Annotated in this window: 15 protein-coding genes and 1 tRNA gene; 4 read left to right on the top strand and 12 right to left on the bottom strand. The window is 57.7% G+C overall.

Annotation, left to right across the window (positions count from 1 at the left end; all coding sequences use genetic code 11):
* Positions 1–5: 5 nt before the first annotated feature.
* From RLW41_RS14040 to RLW41_RS14025, 4 genes are all read right to left on the bottom strand, one after another.
* Entirely contained in the window at positions 6–2,036 is a 2,031-nt protein-coding gene (locus tag RLW41_RS14040; RefSeq protein WP_414461864.1) for a GldG family protein, read from the bottom strand.
* A 9-nt stretch (positions 2,037–2,045) separates the two neighbouring features.
* Entirely contained in the window at positions 2,046–2,792 is a 747-nt protein-coding gene (locus tag RLW41_RS14035) for an ABC transporter permease subunit (protein ID WP_013946322.1), read from the bottom strand.
* A complete protein-coding gene (locus tag RLW41_RS14030; RefSeq protein WP_414461863.1) occupies positions 2,785–3,747 on the bottom strand; it encodes an ABC transporter ATP-binding protein in 963 nt (320 codons plus the stop codon). Before RLW41_RS14030 ends, RLW41_RS14035 begins: the two co-directional genes overlap by 8 nt.
* Before the next feature lie 147 nt (positions 3,748–3,894).
* Entirely contained in the window at positions 3,895–4,716 is an 822-nt protein-coding gene (locus RLW41_RS14025; RefSeq protein WP_409562290.1) for a rhodanese-related sulfurtransferase, read from the bottom strand.
* A gap of 195 nt (positions 4,717–4,911) precedes the next feature.
* On the opposite strand from RLW41_RS14025, the gene RLW41_RS14020 reads away from it, so the two are divergent.
* Together RLW41_RS14020 and RLW41_RS14015 are read left to right on the top strand one after the other, a co-directional pair.
* The gene (locus RLW41_RS14020) at positions 4,912–5,142 is read left to right on the top strand and encodes a hypothetical protein (protein ID WP_409562289.1); all 231 of its coding nucleotides are present in this window, start codon (positions 4,912–4,914) and stop codon (positions 5,140–5,142) included.
* Between the two features lie 104 nt (positions 5,143–5,246).
* Complete coding sequence (locus tag RLW41_RS14015) at positions 5,247–5,777, top strand: hypothetical protein (protein ID WP_414461862.1); 531 nt, start codon at positions 5,247–5,249, stop codon at positions 5,775–5,777.
* A gap of 4 nt (positions 5,778–5,781) precedes the next feature.
* Here RLW41_RS14015 and RLW41_RS14010 read toward each other — a convergent pair whose 3' ends face one another.
* The 4 genes from RLW41_RS14010 to RLW41_RS13995 all read right to left on the bottom strand — a co-directional run bounded on the left by RLW41_RS14010 (position 5,782) and on the right by RLW41_RS13995 (position 9,213).
* A complete protein-coding gene (locus RLW41_RS14010; protein WP_409562287.1) occupies positions 5,782–6,477 on the bottom strand; it encodes a Crp/Fnr family transcriptional regulator in 696 nt (231 codons plus the stop codon).
* 138 nt (positions 6,478–6,615) lie between these two features.
* Positions 6,616–7,161 (bottom strand): tetratricopeptide repeat protein, encoded by a 546-nt coding sequence (locus RLW41_RS14005; RefSeq protein WP_414461861.1) that lies wholly within the window; start codon positions 7,159–7,161, stop codon positions 6,616–6,618.
* Positions 7,162–7,364: 203 nt separating this feature from the next.
* Entirely contained in the window at positions 7,365–7,856 is a 492-nt protein-coding gene (locus tag RLW41_RS14000) for a hypothetical protein (protein WP_414461860.1), read from the bottom strand.
* Between the two features lie 97 nt (positions 7,857–7,953).
* Positions 7,954–9,213 carry a cupin domain-containing protein gene (locus RLW41_RS13995; protein ID WP_409562284.1) on the bottom strand — a complete coding sequence of 420 codons (1,260 nt, stop codon included), beginning with the start codon at positions 9,211–9,213 and terminating at the stop codon, positions 7,954–7,956.
* A gap of 458 nt (positions 9,214–9,671) precedes the next feature.
* Between RLW41_RS13995 and RLW41_RS13990 the strand changes: the two genes are divergently transcribed.
* The gene (locus tag RLW41_RS13990; protein ID WP_409562283.1) at positions 9,672–9,953 is read left to right on the top strand and encodes a hypothetical protein; all 282 of its coding nucleotides are present in this window, start codon (positions 9,672–9,674) and stop codon (positions 9,951–9,953) included.
* A gap of 360 nt (positions 9,954–10,313) precedes the next feature.
* A complete protein-coding gene (locus RLW41_RS13985) occupies positions 10,314–11,246 on the top strand; it encodes a hypothetical protein (protein WP_414461859.1) in 933 nt (310 codons plus the stop codon).
* A 21-nt stretch (positions 11,247–11,267) separates the two neighbouring features.
* Here RLW41_RS13985 and RLW41_RS13980 read toward each other — a convergent pair whose 3' ends face one another.
* The 4 genes from RLW41_RS13980 to RLW41_RS13965 all read right to left on the bottom strand — a co-directional run bounded on the left by RLW41_RS13980 (position 11,268) and on the right by RLW41_RS13965 (position 14,104).
* Positions 11,268–12,674, bottom strand: a complete 1,407-nt coding sequence (locus RLW41_RS13980; protein WP_414461858.1) for a molybdopterin-dependent oxidoreductase — start codon at positions 12,672–12,674, stop codon at positions 11,268–11,270.
* Positions 12,675–12,971: 297 nt separating this feature from the next.
* A tRNA-Phe gene (locus tag RLW41_RS13975) sits at positions 12,972–13,047 on the bottom strand.
* Between the two features lie 89 nt (positions 13,048–13,136).
* Positions 13,137–13,361, bottom strand: coding sequence for a DNA gyrase inhibitor YacG (locus RLW41_RS13970; RefSeq protein ID WP_013946310.1), 225 nt, complete (start codon positions 13,359–13,361; stop codon positions 13,137–13,139).
* Positions 13,362–13,369: 8 nt separating this feature from the next.
* Entirely contained in the window at positions 13,370–14,104 is a 735-nt protein-coding gene (locus RLW41_RS13965) for a Maf family nucleotide pyrophosphatase (protein ID WP_409562280.1), read from the bottom strand.
* Between the last annotated feature and the right edge of the window lie 166 nt (positions 14,105–14,270).

Raw genomic sequence — 14,270 nt, 5'->3', positions numbered from 1 at the left:
CCTCCTCAGCGTTCGTTCTTCGGTGTCTTGCGGCGCTGGCGTGTCCGTCGCCACGACACGCCGACTGCCGCCATGCCGAGCATCAACGGCACGAGAGCGATGTTCGCGAACTTCAGCCAGCCGCCGAGGTTATCAATGTCCTGGCGAAGCGCGAGTTTGACGTTGCGGAGTTCACGCCGCGTATCGACCATCTCGCCGCGGAACTTCTCGACGGTCTCCTGTTCCTTATCGGAAAGGATCGCGCTGCCGCCATTCCCCGAGGCTTGAATTTTCTGCAGCTCCGCTTGCGTGGTCTTCAGCTTGTCTTCCAGCGCTTCTTCCTTCGCACGGAATTTCTGCTCTGCGCCCCGGCGCAGATCTTCGACCAGCGTGAACGGCCGGTCTTTGACGCCGCGCCCGCGCAGCGCGATGAGCGCATTACTGCCGGAAAGATTTTCAAGCGCCCCGACAACAAACGCAGCGTTGTGCGCCGTTGGAATGGCGACGTCCTGGCCGAGGCTGGTATTCACCCAGAACTGATCCGCCAGAATGTCCGTATCGGCAACGACGATGATGTTGATCTTGCCCGATTTGACTTGGTCGTTTTTGGCGGTGTCCGACGGGGCGGCGGGTACTGCATCCTTTTTCGCCGCATCCGCCGTTGAAGTACCGGCTTTACCAGCAGACTTGTCTTTCTCGTCTTTCTTGGCCGCTGCATCCGCGGCTTTTGGCGGACCGTCCGGGAACGCCGACATCACGTCGCCCGAAAGGCGCGCTGCAAGCACGAGCTTGTGACCGCCGGAAACGTAATTGCGCAACAGAGCAAGCGGATCGGCGCCATAGCCGACATCCTTCACGTTGACGGCCTCGGCGCTGTCGCTCGTCTCCAGAATGGGCGAAAAATCGACCGTCGCGCCGTCTTTCTTGCTCAAGAAGCCTGCCGACGCGACGTTGATCTGATCAATGCCCGCCGACAGCACGTCTTTCGGATTGATGCTTGATTTGTCGAGCCCAAGCCACGCGACAAAGTCGGTGACCGCAGGCTGCCCCGTCTGTGGGTTTTGGAACTGTACGCGCCTCGCGTGCTTGATGTCCGTCGCAACCTTCGATCCGTCGTAGTTTACACCCCAGCCAGCGAGAAGTTTCGTCAACTCCTTCTCGCCATTGCCCTGGTTCTGCAGAAGTTGCATCTCCGCCGTATCCGAAACCGGATCGGTGAAGATCAAGACTTTGCCGCCTTTCAGCGCGTATTGATCGATGGCGTAAGCGGCATCCGGCGTCAGCTTCGTCGGCTGCGCCACCATCAATACGTCCAGACCGGCCGGAATTTCCTTCACATCCTGGTCGATGGGTTTGACGTCGAAGAACTCGCGGATCTGTCCCATCATCAGCCACGGCTGCATCTGTTGCTGCCGCATCGGCGACTTGCCGCCGTCGAGAGGCAGCGACGTCATCAAGCCGACGGTACGCTTCTTCGGATTGGCAAGCGAGTATATAAGCTTCGTGACATCATATTCGAGATACGACTCGCGGCTCGGATCGAAGAACGGAATGACCTGCTGATTATCCGTCGCGTTTGTCGCGACGAGGCCGAAATATCCAACGTCGCCATCCGCATTGAGGCGAAGCCCTCTAAGGCCCCCTTCGACAGCTTTGTCTTCCGCATCAGAGAACGGTTCGGGATCAAGGATAGTAAGCTGCAGCTTGCCGCCCGAGATATCGCGATAGCGCTCGAACAACTCACGTACACGATCGAAATAGCGCACGATATCAGGCGAGGCGTCGGCAAGGTTTTTCGAAAAATAGAGCCGCGCCGTGATCGGCTCGTCGATCGACTTCAGGATCTGACGCGTGCCGTCCGAAATCGTGAATAGTCGATCTTGCGTAAGGTCGGCGCTCCACGCCTTGAGATCGATCGTCGAGGAAAGGTTGACCGACAGTAGGATAACAGCGCCAAGCGCCAATCCGCCCCAGGCAAGCGTCGATCTCTTGAATGACGAGAAATAAGCCACCGTCGCTTTGAATGCACCGGCGACGGGTCCAAACCCGTTCGACATGGCCAAACCTCACTGCGCTTTCTTCTGGTCGATCGCGATCACCGTCGCGAACAGCCAGAAAACGATCATCGAGAAGAAGAAGATGAGTGTCGGTAAATCGAGAACACCACGCGTGATCTGCTCGAAATGCGAAAGGAAACTCATCGACGAAACGGCAGACGCGAAGAACGCCGGCGTCCAAGCCCTCAACCCGCTCTGCACCATCTCCAAGCCGCTCATCGTGAACAGGAAGCAGATGAGCGACGCGACGATAAAGGCGATGACCTGGTTCTTCGTCAGCGTCGAAACGAACGAGCCGATCGCCAGAAACGCACCTGCCATCAGAAAGCTGCCGATGTAGCTCGTTAGAATGACACCATTGTCCGGATCACCAAGAATGTTGACCGTAATCCAGATCGGAAACGTCAACACCAGCGCGAGGCCGATAAACGCCCATGCCGCAAGAAATTTGCCGAGGATCGCTTCAAGCGGCGTAATCGGCAAAGTCATCAAAAGTTCGATGGTGCCGGTCTTGCGCTCTTCCGCCCAAAGCCGCATCGCCACCGCAGGCACGAGCAGCAGATAAAGCCACGGATGATAGGCGAAGAACGGAAACAGATCGGCTTGCCCGCGCTCGAAGAAATTGCCGACATAGAACGTCAGCGCACCGGTCAGAGCTACGAAGACCGTCAGAAACACGAGCGCCAGCGGCGTCGCGAAATATCCGCGAAGTTCACGCTTGGCAATAATCCAAGCGTTATCGAAAGTCTCAACCATTCGAGCCTCCGTCTTCAGGCATGGTGATCTGTCGGAAGACATCGTCGAGGCGACCGCGCTCGACATAAAGCTCATCGACCGGAATGTTCTGCGCGCGAAGCAGCGCCGCCACCTCGGCCGCGGCCATCTCCTTCTGCTTCGGGATCGCGCGAAGCAGAAAATGGCCGTTCGGCTTACCGAGCGTCTCGACCTTCGCAACACTGCTCGCGCTCGACAGCACTTTGATCGCGGCGTCCCCGCGCTCGGCAATGACCTTGAGCGACACCGCGCCGTGATAATGCATCCGCTGCATCAGATCGTCGGCCGTACCGTCGGCGACGATGTGCCCCCGATTGATGACGATCGCCCGCGAGCAGACGGCCTCGACCTCTTCGAGAATATGAGTCGAGATGATGATCGCCTTGTCCGAAGACATATCGCTGATCAGCTCGCGGACGTGATGCTTTTGATTCGGATCGAGACCGTCCGTCGGCTCGTCCATGATCAGCACGGGCGGATCATGCAAAATGGCCTGCGCGAGGCCGACGCGCCGTTTATATCCTTTCGACAGCGTGTCGATCACCTGATCGAAAACGGTACCGAGACCCGCACGCTCGACCGCGCGATTGATACGGGTCGTAAGCTCCACACCGCGATAACCGCGAATTTCCGCGATAAATGTGAGAAAACTGCGCGGCGTCATTTCAGCGTAGGACGGCGCCCCTTCCGGTACGTAACCGAACAGTACTTTGGCTTTTTTCGGATTTTCGAAAACGTCGACGCCGCAGATTGCGGCCCGTCCGGCATCCGGTTCGAGAAAGCCGGTGATCATCTTCATCGTCGTGGACTTACCGGCGCCGTTCGGTCCGAGAAATCCTAGAACTTCGCCCTTTGCAACTTTGAGCGATATGCCATCAACGGCTTTGATCTCGCCAAACTGTTTCTCAAGTCCGACGGCTTCGATCAGGTCCGTCATTGAAGTCCCCTTGGGTGAGGTAAAGGCGCGTTAGTCGAAAACGCTGAATGACGCCAAGAGCCCAAGGGGTCAAGTTTGATATCCTTAAATTTTAGACAGCAAAAACGGCCTATTACCTGATGTTCCCGCCGTCTCTACGTAGGTACTTCACGCGCCTTCGCCACCGACCGCATCGCGACAGCGTTCGCAAAGATCGCTATTTCCTTCGCTTGCACGCTTGATCGGAGATCCACATTTCAAACAGAGCGTATGTTGCCCGGGGCGCACGCCGTGTTCCAGCGCAACGCGCTCATCGAAGACAAAGCACTCGCCGCGCCACAGACTCTCATCGGGTGCAATCTGTTCGAGATACCGCAGGATTCCGCCGTGCAATTGGTAGACGTTCGTGAAGCCTTCCTGAAGCATGTACGAACTTGCTTTTTCGCATCGGATGCCGCCCGTGCAGAACATCGCAATCTTCTGTGAGCGGTTATTTGACAATGTGCGGCGCACGTAGTCGGGAAATTCAGTGAAGGATCGCGTCTGCGGATTGTGCGCGCCTTGGAACGTTCCGACATCGAATTCGTAGTCGTTACGCGTGTCGATGACGATCACGTCGGGATCAGAAATCAAAGCATTCCAATCTTCCGGTTCGACGAGTTCGCCGGTTATGGCGCCCGGCTCTGTCCCCGGTACGCCGAAGGTGACGATCTCGCGTTTGATCTTTACTTTAAGGCGCTGGAACGGATGCTCCGCCGTCTCTGAAAATTTGACGACGAGATCGGAAAAGCGCGCGTCCGCTCTGACCGCCGCAAACAGCGTATCGATCGCGTCGTTTGCACCCGAGACGGTGCCGTTGATCCCTTCACTAGCAACGAGAATGGTGCCCTTGATCTCCTGCGCCGCACACACTTCGCGAAGCGACGTTTGAAGCGCCGACGGATCGTCGATCAATACAAATTTATAGAAGGCAGCGACTTTGACGGCCACGCGATGAGTTCCGGCAATTGAGTTTGAGAAGGCCCGCCCCGGCTGTCCGATACGCGGTCGCCCATGTCCTTAAGACCCGCGTCGCCCCGGTGCAAGAGCCCTTCCCTGTCACCGGAACCTTAACAATATCGGGCAAATATCTTGACCGGAATCAAGCACTGGGTCCTCGAGCCATGTTATAAGAAGTGCTGGAAAATGCTGGTCTTGGAGGCCTTCGAGATGGTGAACCTTCTTCTTCGCCCGGTGATGTTCGTGGCAGCGGCCATCGCAGGCTGGTTCGTCGCCGAAGACGCCGTCAACTTCGACGTCATCCAGATGGTCGTTGCACTATTTCTGATTACAATCGTCGTCGCCGTCGCCGCGTTCTGGGAAACGCTGTCCGATTGGTACATGAACCGGAAGACAAACCGGAAAGTGAAGAACTGAGCAGCGTTCTCGTCGAACTGACGCTTCGCATCCGTTCGCCTATTATAAACCGTTCTGATATATCCAGGGGCACAACGTAGCCCTCACATCTGCACGGACATCTCGTGGACCTGCCAAGTCTTGCCCGCGACCTCGATAAACTGGCGACGGCTGACGCCGTCGTTGCGGACAGCTACATCCGATATGCATTGAGGAAGGGCGTTCTCTATGGCCTCGCCGGCATTCTTGCCGTCCTGGGGCTCGCGATTATGGGCTTAGCGCTCTATTGGCTGCTGGAAGAGAGCCTCGGCCGCATCGGCGCCGCGGCATTGGTTGGCGTCATCGGCTGTCTTCTGGCAAGCCTCGTCGCGATCATCGCGATGCTTCAGCGCCCTGGACGCGAATATGCCGTCGCCCAGGAAATGCGGAGATCCACTGTCTCGGCCCTCGAGAAAAACGTCGGAAGCCCAGCCATAGGGCCTAGTGCCTATATCTATCCTGCCAGCGAGGTATTGATCAGCTCAGTCTTGCTGCCGCTGCTGGGATCCCTCATTCACAGCCTCAAATCGCCCCGCAGCAAGGCCGCGGAAACACCGGCCAAGCTGGACAACTCCACCGCGTTGAGCGCGCCACCAGCGGAGTCTCGGGAAACCTGACGCCTCACTGACCTGCAAGTTCGGCTAAACGGTCGCCGTCCAGGATGTGAACTTCCGTACCGCGGACGACGTCAATGACGTGCATCGTGCGCAGCTTCGTGATCGTCCGGCTGACCGTCTCGATCGTGAGACCCAAGAGATCCGCAATGTCGGAACGGCGCATCGGAAGCTTGACGACGTTCTCTTCGCCATCGGAGGCCCGGGCAGAAAGGCCGAGGAGGAAGCCCGCCAACCGCTCCATCGCGCTCTGCTGCCCGACCGACACGAGCAGGCTGCGAGCAGCCGCGAGCTCGGCCGAGACGGCCTTGTAGAGCCTCAGTGCCAACCCAGCATCGCGGGCAGCTTCCTGCTCCAGGGCGGCCGCCGACAGGCACCGCACTTTCGCCGGGCACGTCGCCTGAGCATCGAAAATGTGCTCGCGCAGCGTCCCGAGCCCGATGTAATCGCCGGGATATGCAAATTCGATGATCTGCCGCCGGCCATCACCGAGCAACTTAGAAAGCGCGATGACACCTTCTTCGATGCGGAAAACATGGGTCCGCGGATCGCCATCGCAGAAGACATGCTCTTTCGCTTCGATACGCCGGATCGTCCCGCGTTCGAACCGGTCGGCAGAACTGTCGCTTGAAGAACTGGCAGCGGAGGCCGCAATGTGTGCCCCGTGGGAATTAGCTCCGATGACCTGAGAAGCGCCCAGCATGTCCAACCTCCTGCAATGCCGACTGTCTGCGGTGTGTCAGGAGTTCTAGCGACCGTTCGTTCGGCACATATGCGGCTGGCGTAACGGTTTGTAATTGTTTGTAACAGCGAGAAAGTTACGCGATAGCAATGCGTTAGCCTATTCGCCGGGCTGGGCGCCTGCCTGCGAAGGGCCATTTGCATCGGCGCCCAGACGTTTTAAGCCTTCCGCCGCTGCATAAAGCGTCGGCTCCAGCGCCAAGGCCGCGCGGAAGTCGGATATGCTGGCTGTCCGGTCGCCGATCATCTCGTTGGCGAGCCCTCGATTCAGAAATGCGGGAGACATGTCGGGCGCCAACTCGATCGCCCGCGAATAATCGGTAATCGCCCGATCAGGCTTGCCTAGATCGAGATACACGTTGCCGCGATTGTAATACGCGAAATTGTTGGCCCCGTTGGCGTCGATCGATGACGTAAAATCCGCTATAGCCTTCTTCAGCTGATGCTGCTGGGCGTAGGCAATGCCGCGGTTCATGTAAGCCGTGGACAGCGGATCGCCGAGCATCGTGCGCCCGATCACTTTCGTGCAACCGCGAATTTGCCGGGCCAGATTGGCACCGTCGTTACAATCCGCAATAGCGTCAGCTCGTCCGGCGGCCGGAATGACCGCTACAATTGCCAATATTGGATAGACGACACGTCTCACGGGTACACGGCCTTGCTACTCACTGGACCGACTGTTCCTTGCAGGACAGGGTCCGAAACATTTGGCGCTGAACTATGCGGCCTCTCGAAATATGTCACGCGCCAGCACAGTCTCAAGGCCCAGCATCACGCGGCGCGGATAAAAATTCCATAACAGAACGAATTTATGCACGTTTGATTTGTGTCACGTTAAAGACGTCGACTTTAGCCGCCATCGACCATAAGTCTCCCATGCCGCCCGCTCGCGCCGCGGGCAGGCGCTTTGCCGAAAAAGCGCGCATAGAGCAGCGCAAGGCAGACGAAAAATGCGGTATGCGCCGCGGCAAACCAAGCCATGCCCGCAACCGTCAGATGCCGCGCCCCAGCGAACCCCTCACCCGTGAGCGGCAACACCACCGCGGCGTTGAGCACCCATACGGCAAGGGCATAGAGAAGCCCCTTCATAACGGAAGAACCTGGAAGGTAGGGCTCCAGAACGAACGCATAAACGATAGCCATCGCCACGCCGATGGCCGCGTGAAATTCCCATCGGAATGCAGTCGTCGCGGGCAAGTGAATGCCGGTCGTTATCTGGAGCAGCCGGAGCAATCCACCATGCGCCGTCGCCAGCGAAATGAGATCGGCAGCGCGCAACAGCAGCGAATTTAGCGTAATCGCGATGGCGCCCGCGATAAGCGCTGCAAAGATTCGAGACATGTTTAAACCGGAAGAAACCATGGCCGCCGCGGTCTTGTACGCCGGGGCGGCCATAGTCCGATGATTTATTATGATGGTTCGGCGCCGATGGCGGGAACTACCCCGGCACCTTGCCCGGTACGATTCCCGGCGCGTCGCTTGGGAATTTCGCGATGTCTGCAACATCGATGTTGAGGTGCTGCGCCACAAGAGACGGCGGCGTATGGGTCAGCCAATCGGATAGGCTGATCTCCTGATAGTCGGGGACTTTGAAGACAGCCACGAACTTGAGGTCGGTCTTGCCTACGTTCTGAATCACATGCCCTTGGCTCTTCTTGACGTAGCCGACGTCCCCCGGCCTAAAGTCAGCCGTAACGGCATGCGGTCCGGCATCGAACACAGTCATCCGGCCCTCGCCTTCCATCCAGTACTGCCACTCGTCTGCGTTCGGATGCCAGTGCATTTCACGCACGGCGCCCGGCTTCAAAACCTCCATCGCCGCAGCGATCGTCTTTGAGGCTTTGAAGATCGAGCTGTCGGCCATGCGCAGTTCGCCCGAAGGATTGGCTTTGACCGGCTTCGAAGATCCGAGCTTAAAGGTGAACGGATTGGGTGGCGTCCCGCCCGACGCGACAGCCGCTTGATCGGCAGCGAGCGGCCCCGGCTCCTTGCCCTGGAATATCCAGAGATCCTGCAGCGGAATATTCTTGAAGACATCTTTCGGCACGCCAAAATTTGCGGCCAAGATATCGGGTGGCGTATGCGCAAGCCAATCAGTGACCAGCAGCGTGCTGTATTCCGATTGCCGGCCTTCGTCGAAAACCAGCACGAACTCCGCCCCGTCAGGACCAAGGCCCTGAAGCGAGTGCGGGAAGCCCGCCGGAAAATACCAAAGATCGCCCGGTCCAACGTCATCAACGTAGGCATGACCCTCCGGATCAAGAACGGTCACGCGGCAGCGGCCGTTCGTCATGATCGCCCACTCGGCTGCCAAGTGCCAGTGCATCTCGCGAACGCCGCCCGGCCCAAGCCGCATATTCACGCCCGACACCGCCTCAGAAATAGCGAAGTCGGCCTGCGTTAACTGCCGAGCCCATCCACCATTCTGGATGCGCTTCTGCGCATTGTTGAACGATCCCCAGAAGAGCGGCATGCCGCCGACATCCGTGGGCGGCGGACTTTCGAAAGACGGAAACTGACTATTGATGACCGGGTTCTTGGGACCTGGGTCCGACAGCCCACCAGGATTGGCGTTGATTGCACCTTCAGCCGGCTGATCGGGATTTCCAAACGTCGCAGCACGCGCCGCCGCTGAAGATGCCAACGTGCCGGTCGCCGCCGCGATCGCGAGAATATTTCTGCGGGAGATTTCGTTCATGAGACACGCTCCAATCGAGATGCAAAGCAATCATCAGCGGAGACCATTGACCACGCCGCCGATCCGAAGTGCGACGAACGTAGTGGGGCAAAAGGCAACCTTCTTTCACAATCGCCGCGGTGATTGCGGATTAGCACGAACGGCGATCAGACCAAGAAACCGGATCGATGATAGCCAGCTGCTAAATTCTAAAATTGGAAATCTGAATTTGAAGGCATCAGCGCCCATTCAGGCCGCATCGCATAGATAATCCGCACGCATTGCGGTTGGCGCAATATACCTACGTATAGCGTTCAGAAACGATTGTCTCCTGCACTCATCCCAACGTCGCCGTTTTACGAACCTTTGTGCGATAGCGAAAGAAACGTGAGCGGACCAAATTGTCGGTCAGCTGCTCACGAGCCAACGAGACCCGAAAGCAGCGGAAAATAAATCAAAGCTCTTTGGGAGTAATGGCTATGTCAATGCACAAGATTCTTTCCCTCGCAGTCGTTGCCGGTGCGTTCGCTCTTTACGGTGCCCCAGCAAATGCTGAATCGCTTCCGGAAATCGTGAACCAGCAGATCAGCGATCGCGGCGTCCCGAGCTACTCGGGTGCAGAAAACGGTTCAGATGCATCGATCGTTCAGCAGCAGCTGCAGCAGTACGGTAACTCGGCGCAGCCGGATGTTGATGCCTCGGCCTCGCGCGGTCACGATGACTCGCTCGTCCGCCTTCAGTACGAACAGATCCCTCACTAACCACTAACGATAGCAGACCCTCGCTTGCCCTAAAAAACCCGCCGCTCCTCCCGGCGGGTTTTTCTTTTTTGTTTAATGCAACGTTGAAAAACGCCGGTGAGTTAGCCTGAATATTGCAGGCAGGATGTGCGACGGCCGAGAGCGCGCCATCACCGATCGCAGCGTCATCAGTTCATGAGTTAATCGCGCCGCAGATGTCTAATCTGCCAGCTTCAGAGAGAAAATCCCGCAACGGCTGTGCGTATTTTCCCAATTGAACGAGACAAATCTCCCAACACGAACATTTATCTCTACACAGATAGACTAGCCCATAAGGCATATGCCAGCGTATTCGGATCGTTATATTTTTCGGAGTAAGCGATGCCGACAATATTGCTGGGCGGCCGACGCGATTGGCGAGAAATTCTCACGACTAAGCATGCTCGCATGACAGCACCGCCCCAAAAAAAGAAAAAGCACTTTTGGAAACGTTCCCGCACTGCCGCGGCGCCCGAGCCGGTCGGGACACGCCCGAAAATCACTTTCCTCGAAAAAGAATTCAATCGAGACACCGTGCTGGAATCGGAATGCGATTTCATATTGCCATTCTCAATGGAAGACTACGCCATACTGCGAGATTGCCCGCAGGTTCGGCACAAATGCATCTTTCCAGAAGAACACATCGCGAAAGCAATAGACGATAAGATCGTCTTCAACGCGCTGATGATGGAGTGTGGCTATGCGAACTGCATTCCACGCGTAGGCTCACCGAGCGAATTGGAATTGCCCTTCATTCAAAAGCGACGCGTCGATGAGTATGGAATCCATACCCGCATCATCACGAAGAGGTCGGAGACGGATAGGATCCACGATCCCGACTTCTATTTTCAAGAGTACGTTGCAGGTGCCGAGGAATATGCTACGCACGCGATCTGCGTCGCTGGCCGTCTGGTTTACGTGAAAACATACAAATATCTGTTCAGCAGTGATACTTACACAAAGTCGGCGCAAAACCATCCATGCTTCGTTGAGGACTTAGGCGGGTACATACCCTCAGAGCTTGCCAGCATTTTCGCAGACCTCTCTTACACCGGATGCGCATGCTTTAACTTTAAGCTCAAGGATGAAACGCCGATGATTTTCGAACTCAATCCTCGGGTCGGAGCGTCCTTCGCAAGAAATTACGAGCCCTATTTGTGGGCGTATATGCGCGCTGTGCAGGACAACAACAGAAGAGCAGCAAACCCGGAAGTCTCACGTCCTGGTCTGAGCAGAGCTTCGCTCACGGAAATAGCTTCACGCCAATCGCAGTGAACCTTCCTGCATCCGAAAATCTCAGGAAAATCGAACGAAGAATTTGGGAATGGCGGAAAAATCATAGCCGCCCGCATTATAGGGCACCCGCGCAGGTTGGCGATCGCCCCGCCCATCGACCACGCACGTTTCGATGAGATATGTTCCCGGTAGAGGCGACAACGGAATTTCGAACCTCACCCAGGTATAGCGGTTAGGCTGATGATCGATGATCCGTGCTGGCTCCCATTGGCCGCCGTTGACACGCACATCGACGCGTTTCACGCCCCAGTGCGGCGCCCAAGCATAGCCCCGCAAGGTCTGTGCCCCCGACGGCAGGACGGGCAGTTCACCGCGATTAAGCGGATAGTTGGATGGCATCTGCGGTTGCTTGGCGAGCACCAACGGTATTGCAAGCATGGACCGCGATGTGTGCCATGTCACCGGAATACCGATGACGTCCTTCGGCGTGACGAATCTAAACTCGTCGTCGCTGGACGGTTTCGGCGGCGGATAGTCCGGGCCAACCATGGAGTGGCCAATTGTGTTCAACCGCACCCAAAAATCGTGCGACGCAATTTTGATCTCGGTTAGCCATTTCGTCGATGCGCCTCCACACCGGCCCGGCACGAGAGCCCGGACTGGAGCGCCGTGATCCGGTGGCAACGGCATGCCGTTCATCTTGAAGGCCAGGCCGATGTCCTCGCCGCGCTCGATCAGTTCACTGATTGGAAGCGGTCTGCCGGTATCGGATTGAATGTTCGGCGCGTTGCCGTCGACTCCCGACCAGAAAAGCACGCTCTTGGCATTGGCCTTCAGGCCGACACGGCCGAGAATCTCGCTCATCGGAACGTACTGCCATTCCGCCTGTCCTACGCCGCCAAGCCCCCAGCCGTTTCCTGATACCTTGGTTGGCGACGACAGCATGTCCTGCTGTTCCCAAAACAGTGACCGGCCATTCCCCGCACACTGCATGACGCTAACGATCGACCGCGACGGCATCCTGAGGATGTCATCGTATGTGAGTTCAAGCGGCCGCTCTATCGCGTCGCCATGGATTTTGAGACGCCAGAATCGCGGATCGACGCGCTGATCGATCTCCGCACGCGGAGTCGGATATTCGTTGCGAATGTAGAATTCTTCGACTGGCGTAATGTACGTATCGAAGTTCCACCACGCCCCTCCTTGGTTCGTGGCGTTGAGGTCGGTGAGCAGACCGACGTCCTTCACGAACGAGGGATGATAACGGGATGGCCCACTGCCGCCATGCAGAAAACTTAGTCTCGGCTGTTCCGGCGCGGATACTGCCTGTGCGGCCGCGCTCGCGTTTTTTGCGGCAACGATCCCCGACGCTGTAAAGCTCGTAGCGCCGAGAAAAAACCGGCGCCGGTCGACGGACGACCTATCGGAAAATTGCCCGAGATGCGCGTCAACGAAGGCGTCGTTCATAAATCTCTCCATCTCCGGTCGAATACCCGGACGTACTGGATTTCATTTGTGAACGCCGACACGCGGCCGATCGCGAAAGTGTAGCGGAGGGGCGCACTGCACTTCACGGAGAAGGCAAAGCCTAACAGCCTCTGCTCCGCCGTTACAATGAATGATCAACGACAGGCACACCCATGCGTTTATGCGGCCGTCGCGAGCATTCCGCGCCGTCCGTACAAGGACGCCAGATTTTCCGGATTGAGGCCGTGTTCTGCTGAACGAATTTTAGCGAGGGACTTCAAAGAATACGTTGGGCAATGGTGCCCAGGGGCAGAATTGAACTGCCGACACTGCGATTTTCAGTCGCATGCTCTACCAACTGAGCTACCTGGGCCTGCCTCCGCGGCGCAGAGCCCCGAACGAAGTAGGCGGTCCTTATAGGGGGGCGATTGGCGGTATGCAAGCGCCTCTCGCAAGGCTTTTTTATACCCCCTCGTCTTCGTCCCCCGAACGCTTGCCGTTCTCGGGCGGCGTCGCGTTGTCGCCCTCGTCTTCGTCCCGTCCGGCAATGGCATAACCGCCCGTAAACCACCGCGCGAGGTCGATATCGGCACAGCGCTTAGAGCAGAACGGCCGATAGGCCTCGGCAGCCTCCTTGCCGCAGATCGGGCACTTGAGCGGCTTCGCTCCGGACTTGGCAGCGGACATAACGAAACTCAATCGCGGTCGACTTCGGCGTATTTCAGCCAGTTGTACTGGATCGGGAACTTCTCGGAATTGAGAAGCCCCACGACTTCCGTCAAGGGCAAGCCGACCACGTTCGTATAAGAGCCAATCAGCCGCTGCACGAAGCAGCCGGCCAAGCCCTGAATGGCGTATCCGCCGGCTTTGCCGCGCCATTCACGCGAGGCGATGTAGGATTCAAGCTCCGCCTTGTTGATGTAGCGGAAGCGCACCCGCGTATCGACAATCTTCGTCCGGACGCGATCGTCCGGCGTAATCAGGCAAATGCAGGTCTGGACCTTATGTGTCCGGCCCGAAAGCAGTTGTAGCGACGCCATCGCCTCTTCGATGTGCGCCGGCTTCATCAGGATCTTGCGACCCATCGCAACGACCGTATCGGCGGCCAGGATGTAGGCGCCTGCAAGCTCCGGATCGTTGGCGATTTGCGCGCGTGCCACTTCCGCCTTGGCGCGGGCCAGCCGGGACACCAGGGCACGCGGCATTTCTCCACGCTTCGGCGTCTCGTCGATAGAGGCGGGACGCAGTGCATCCGGGTTCACCCCGACCTGAGCCAGAAGCGTAACCCGGCGAGGACTGGCGCTGGCGAGCACAAGCTGCGGCCGCTCAATAGCGGCGTTCGTCTCCGATCGCTCGCGCGACAGCGTGCGCCGCAGCGTTTCTCGTCCGGGCACGCCGGACCGGGCAAAGACGGGCAATAAACTGCTCATGAGCGTCGTTATCATAACCGTGACCACAGGCGATAGAATAAAGGCGACACACAAGAGGCGAACAATGCGGCCGTCGTCCCAGCCTTTGCAAGCCCCAGCCCATGCGTTGCAGGCGGCACCAAAACAGGGCATGAATAGCCTGATCTTTCCCAGATTTGATGGCCGC

The organism is Hyphomicrobium sp. DY-1 (assembly GCF_047497105.1).
Lineage (GTDB): Bacteria > Pseudomonadota > Alphaproteobacteria > Rhizobiales > Hyphomicrobiaceae > Hyphomicrobium_B.
Note: the sequence above shows the minus strand (reverse complement) of the source record. Positions and strands in the feature narration are given on the sequence as shown.

Bases quoted from the DNA above. Each gene is read 5' to 3' on its own strand.
- RLW41_RS14040 (WP_414461864.1), bottom strand. From the start codon at position 2,036: ATGTCGAACGGGTTTGGACCCGTCGCCGGTGCATTCAAAGCGACGGTG.
- RLW41_RS14035 (WP_013946322.1), bottom strand. From the start codon at position 2,792: ATGGTTGAGACTTTCGATAACGCTTGGATTATTGCCAAGCGTGAACTT.
- RLW41_RS14030 (WP_414461863.1), bottom strand. From the start codon at position 3,747: ATGACGGACCTGATCGAAGCCGTCGGACTTGAGAAACAGTTTGGCGAG.
- RLW41_RS14020 (WP_409562289.1), top strand. From the start codon at position 4,912: ATGCTGGTCTTGGAGGCCTTCGAGATGGTGAACCTTCTTCTTCGCCCG.
- RLW41_RS14010 (WP_409562287.1), bottom strand. From the start codon at position 6,477: ATGCTGGGCGCTTCTCAGGTCATCGGAGCTAATTCCCACGGGGCACAC.
- RLW41_RS14000 (WP_414461860.1), bottom strand. From the start codon at position 7,856: ATGTCTCGAATCTTTGCAGCGCTTATCGCGGGCGCCATCGCGATTACG.
- RLW41_RS13995 (WP_409562284.1), bottom strand. From the start codon at position 9,213: ATGAACGAAATCTCCCGCAGAAATATTCTCGCGATCGCGGCGGCGACC.
- RLW41_RS13990 (WP_409562283.1), top strand. From the start codon at position 9,672: ATGTCAATGCACAAGATTCTTTCCCTCGCAGTCGTTGCCGGTGCGTTC.
- RLW41_RS13985 (WP_414461859.1), top strand. From the start codon at position 10,314: ATGCCGACAATATTGCTGGGCGGCCGACGCGATTGGCGAGAAATTCTC.
- RLW41_RS13980 (WP_414461858.1), bottom strand. From the start codon at position 12,674: ATGAACGACGCCTTCGTTGACGCGCATCTCGGGCAATTTTCCGATAGG.
- RLW41_RS13970 (WP_013946310.1), bottom strand. From the start codon at position 13,361: ATGTCCGCTGCCAAGTCCGGAGCGAAGCCGCTCAAGTGCCCGATCTGC.
- RLW41_RS13965 (WP_409562280.1), bottom strand. From the start codon at position 14,104: ATGAGCAGTTTATTGCCCGTCTTTGCCCGGTCCGGCGTGCCCGGACGA.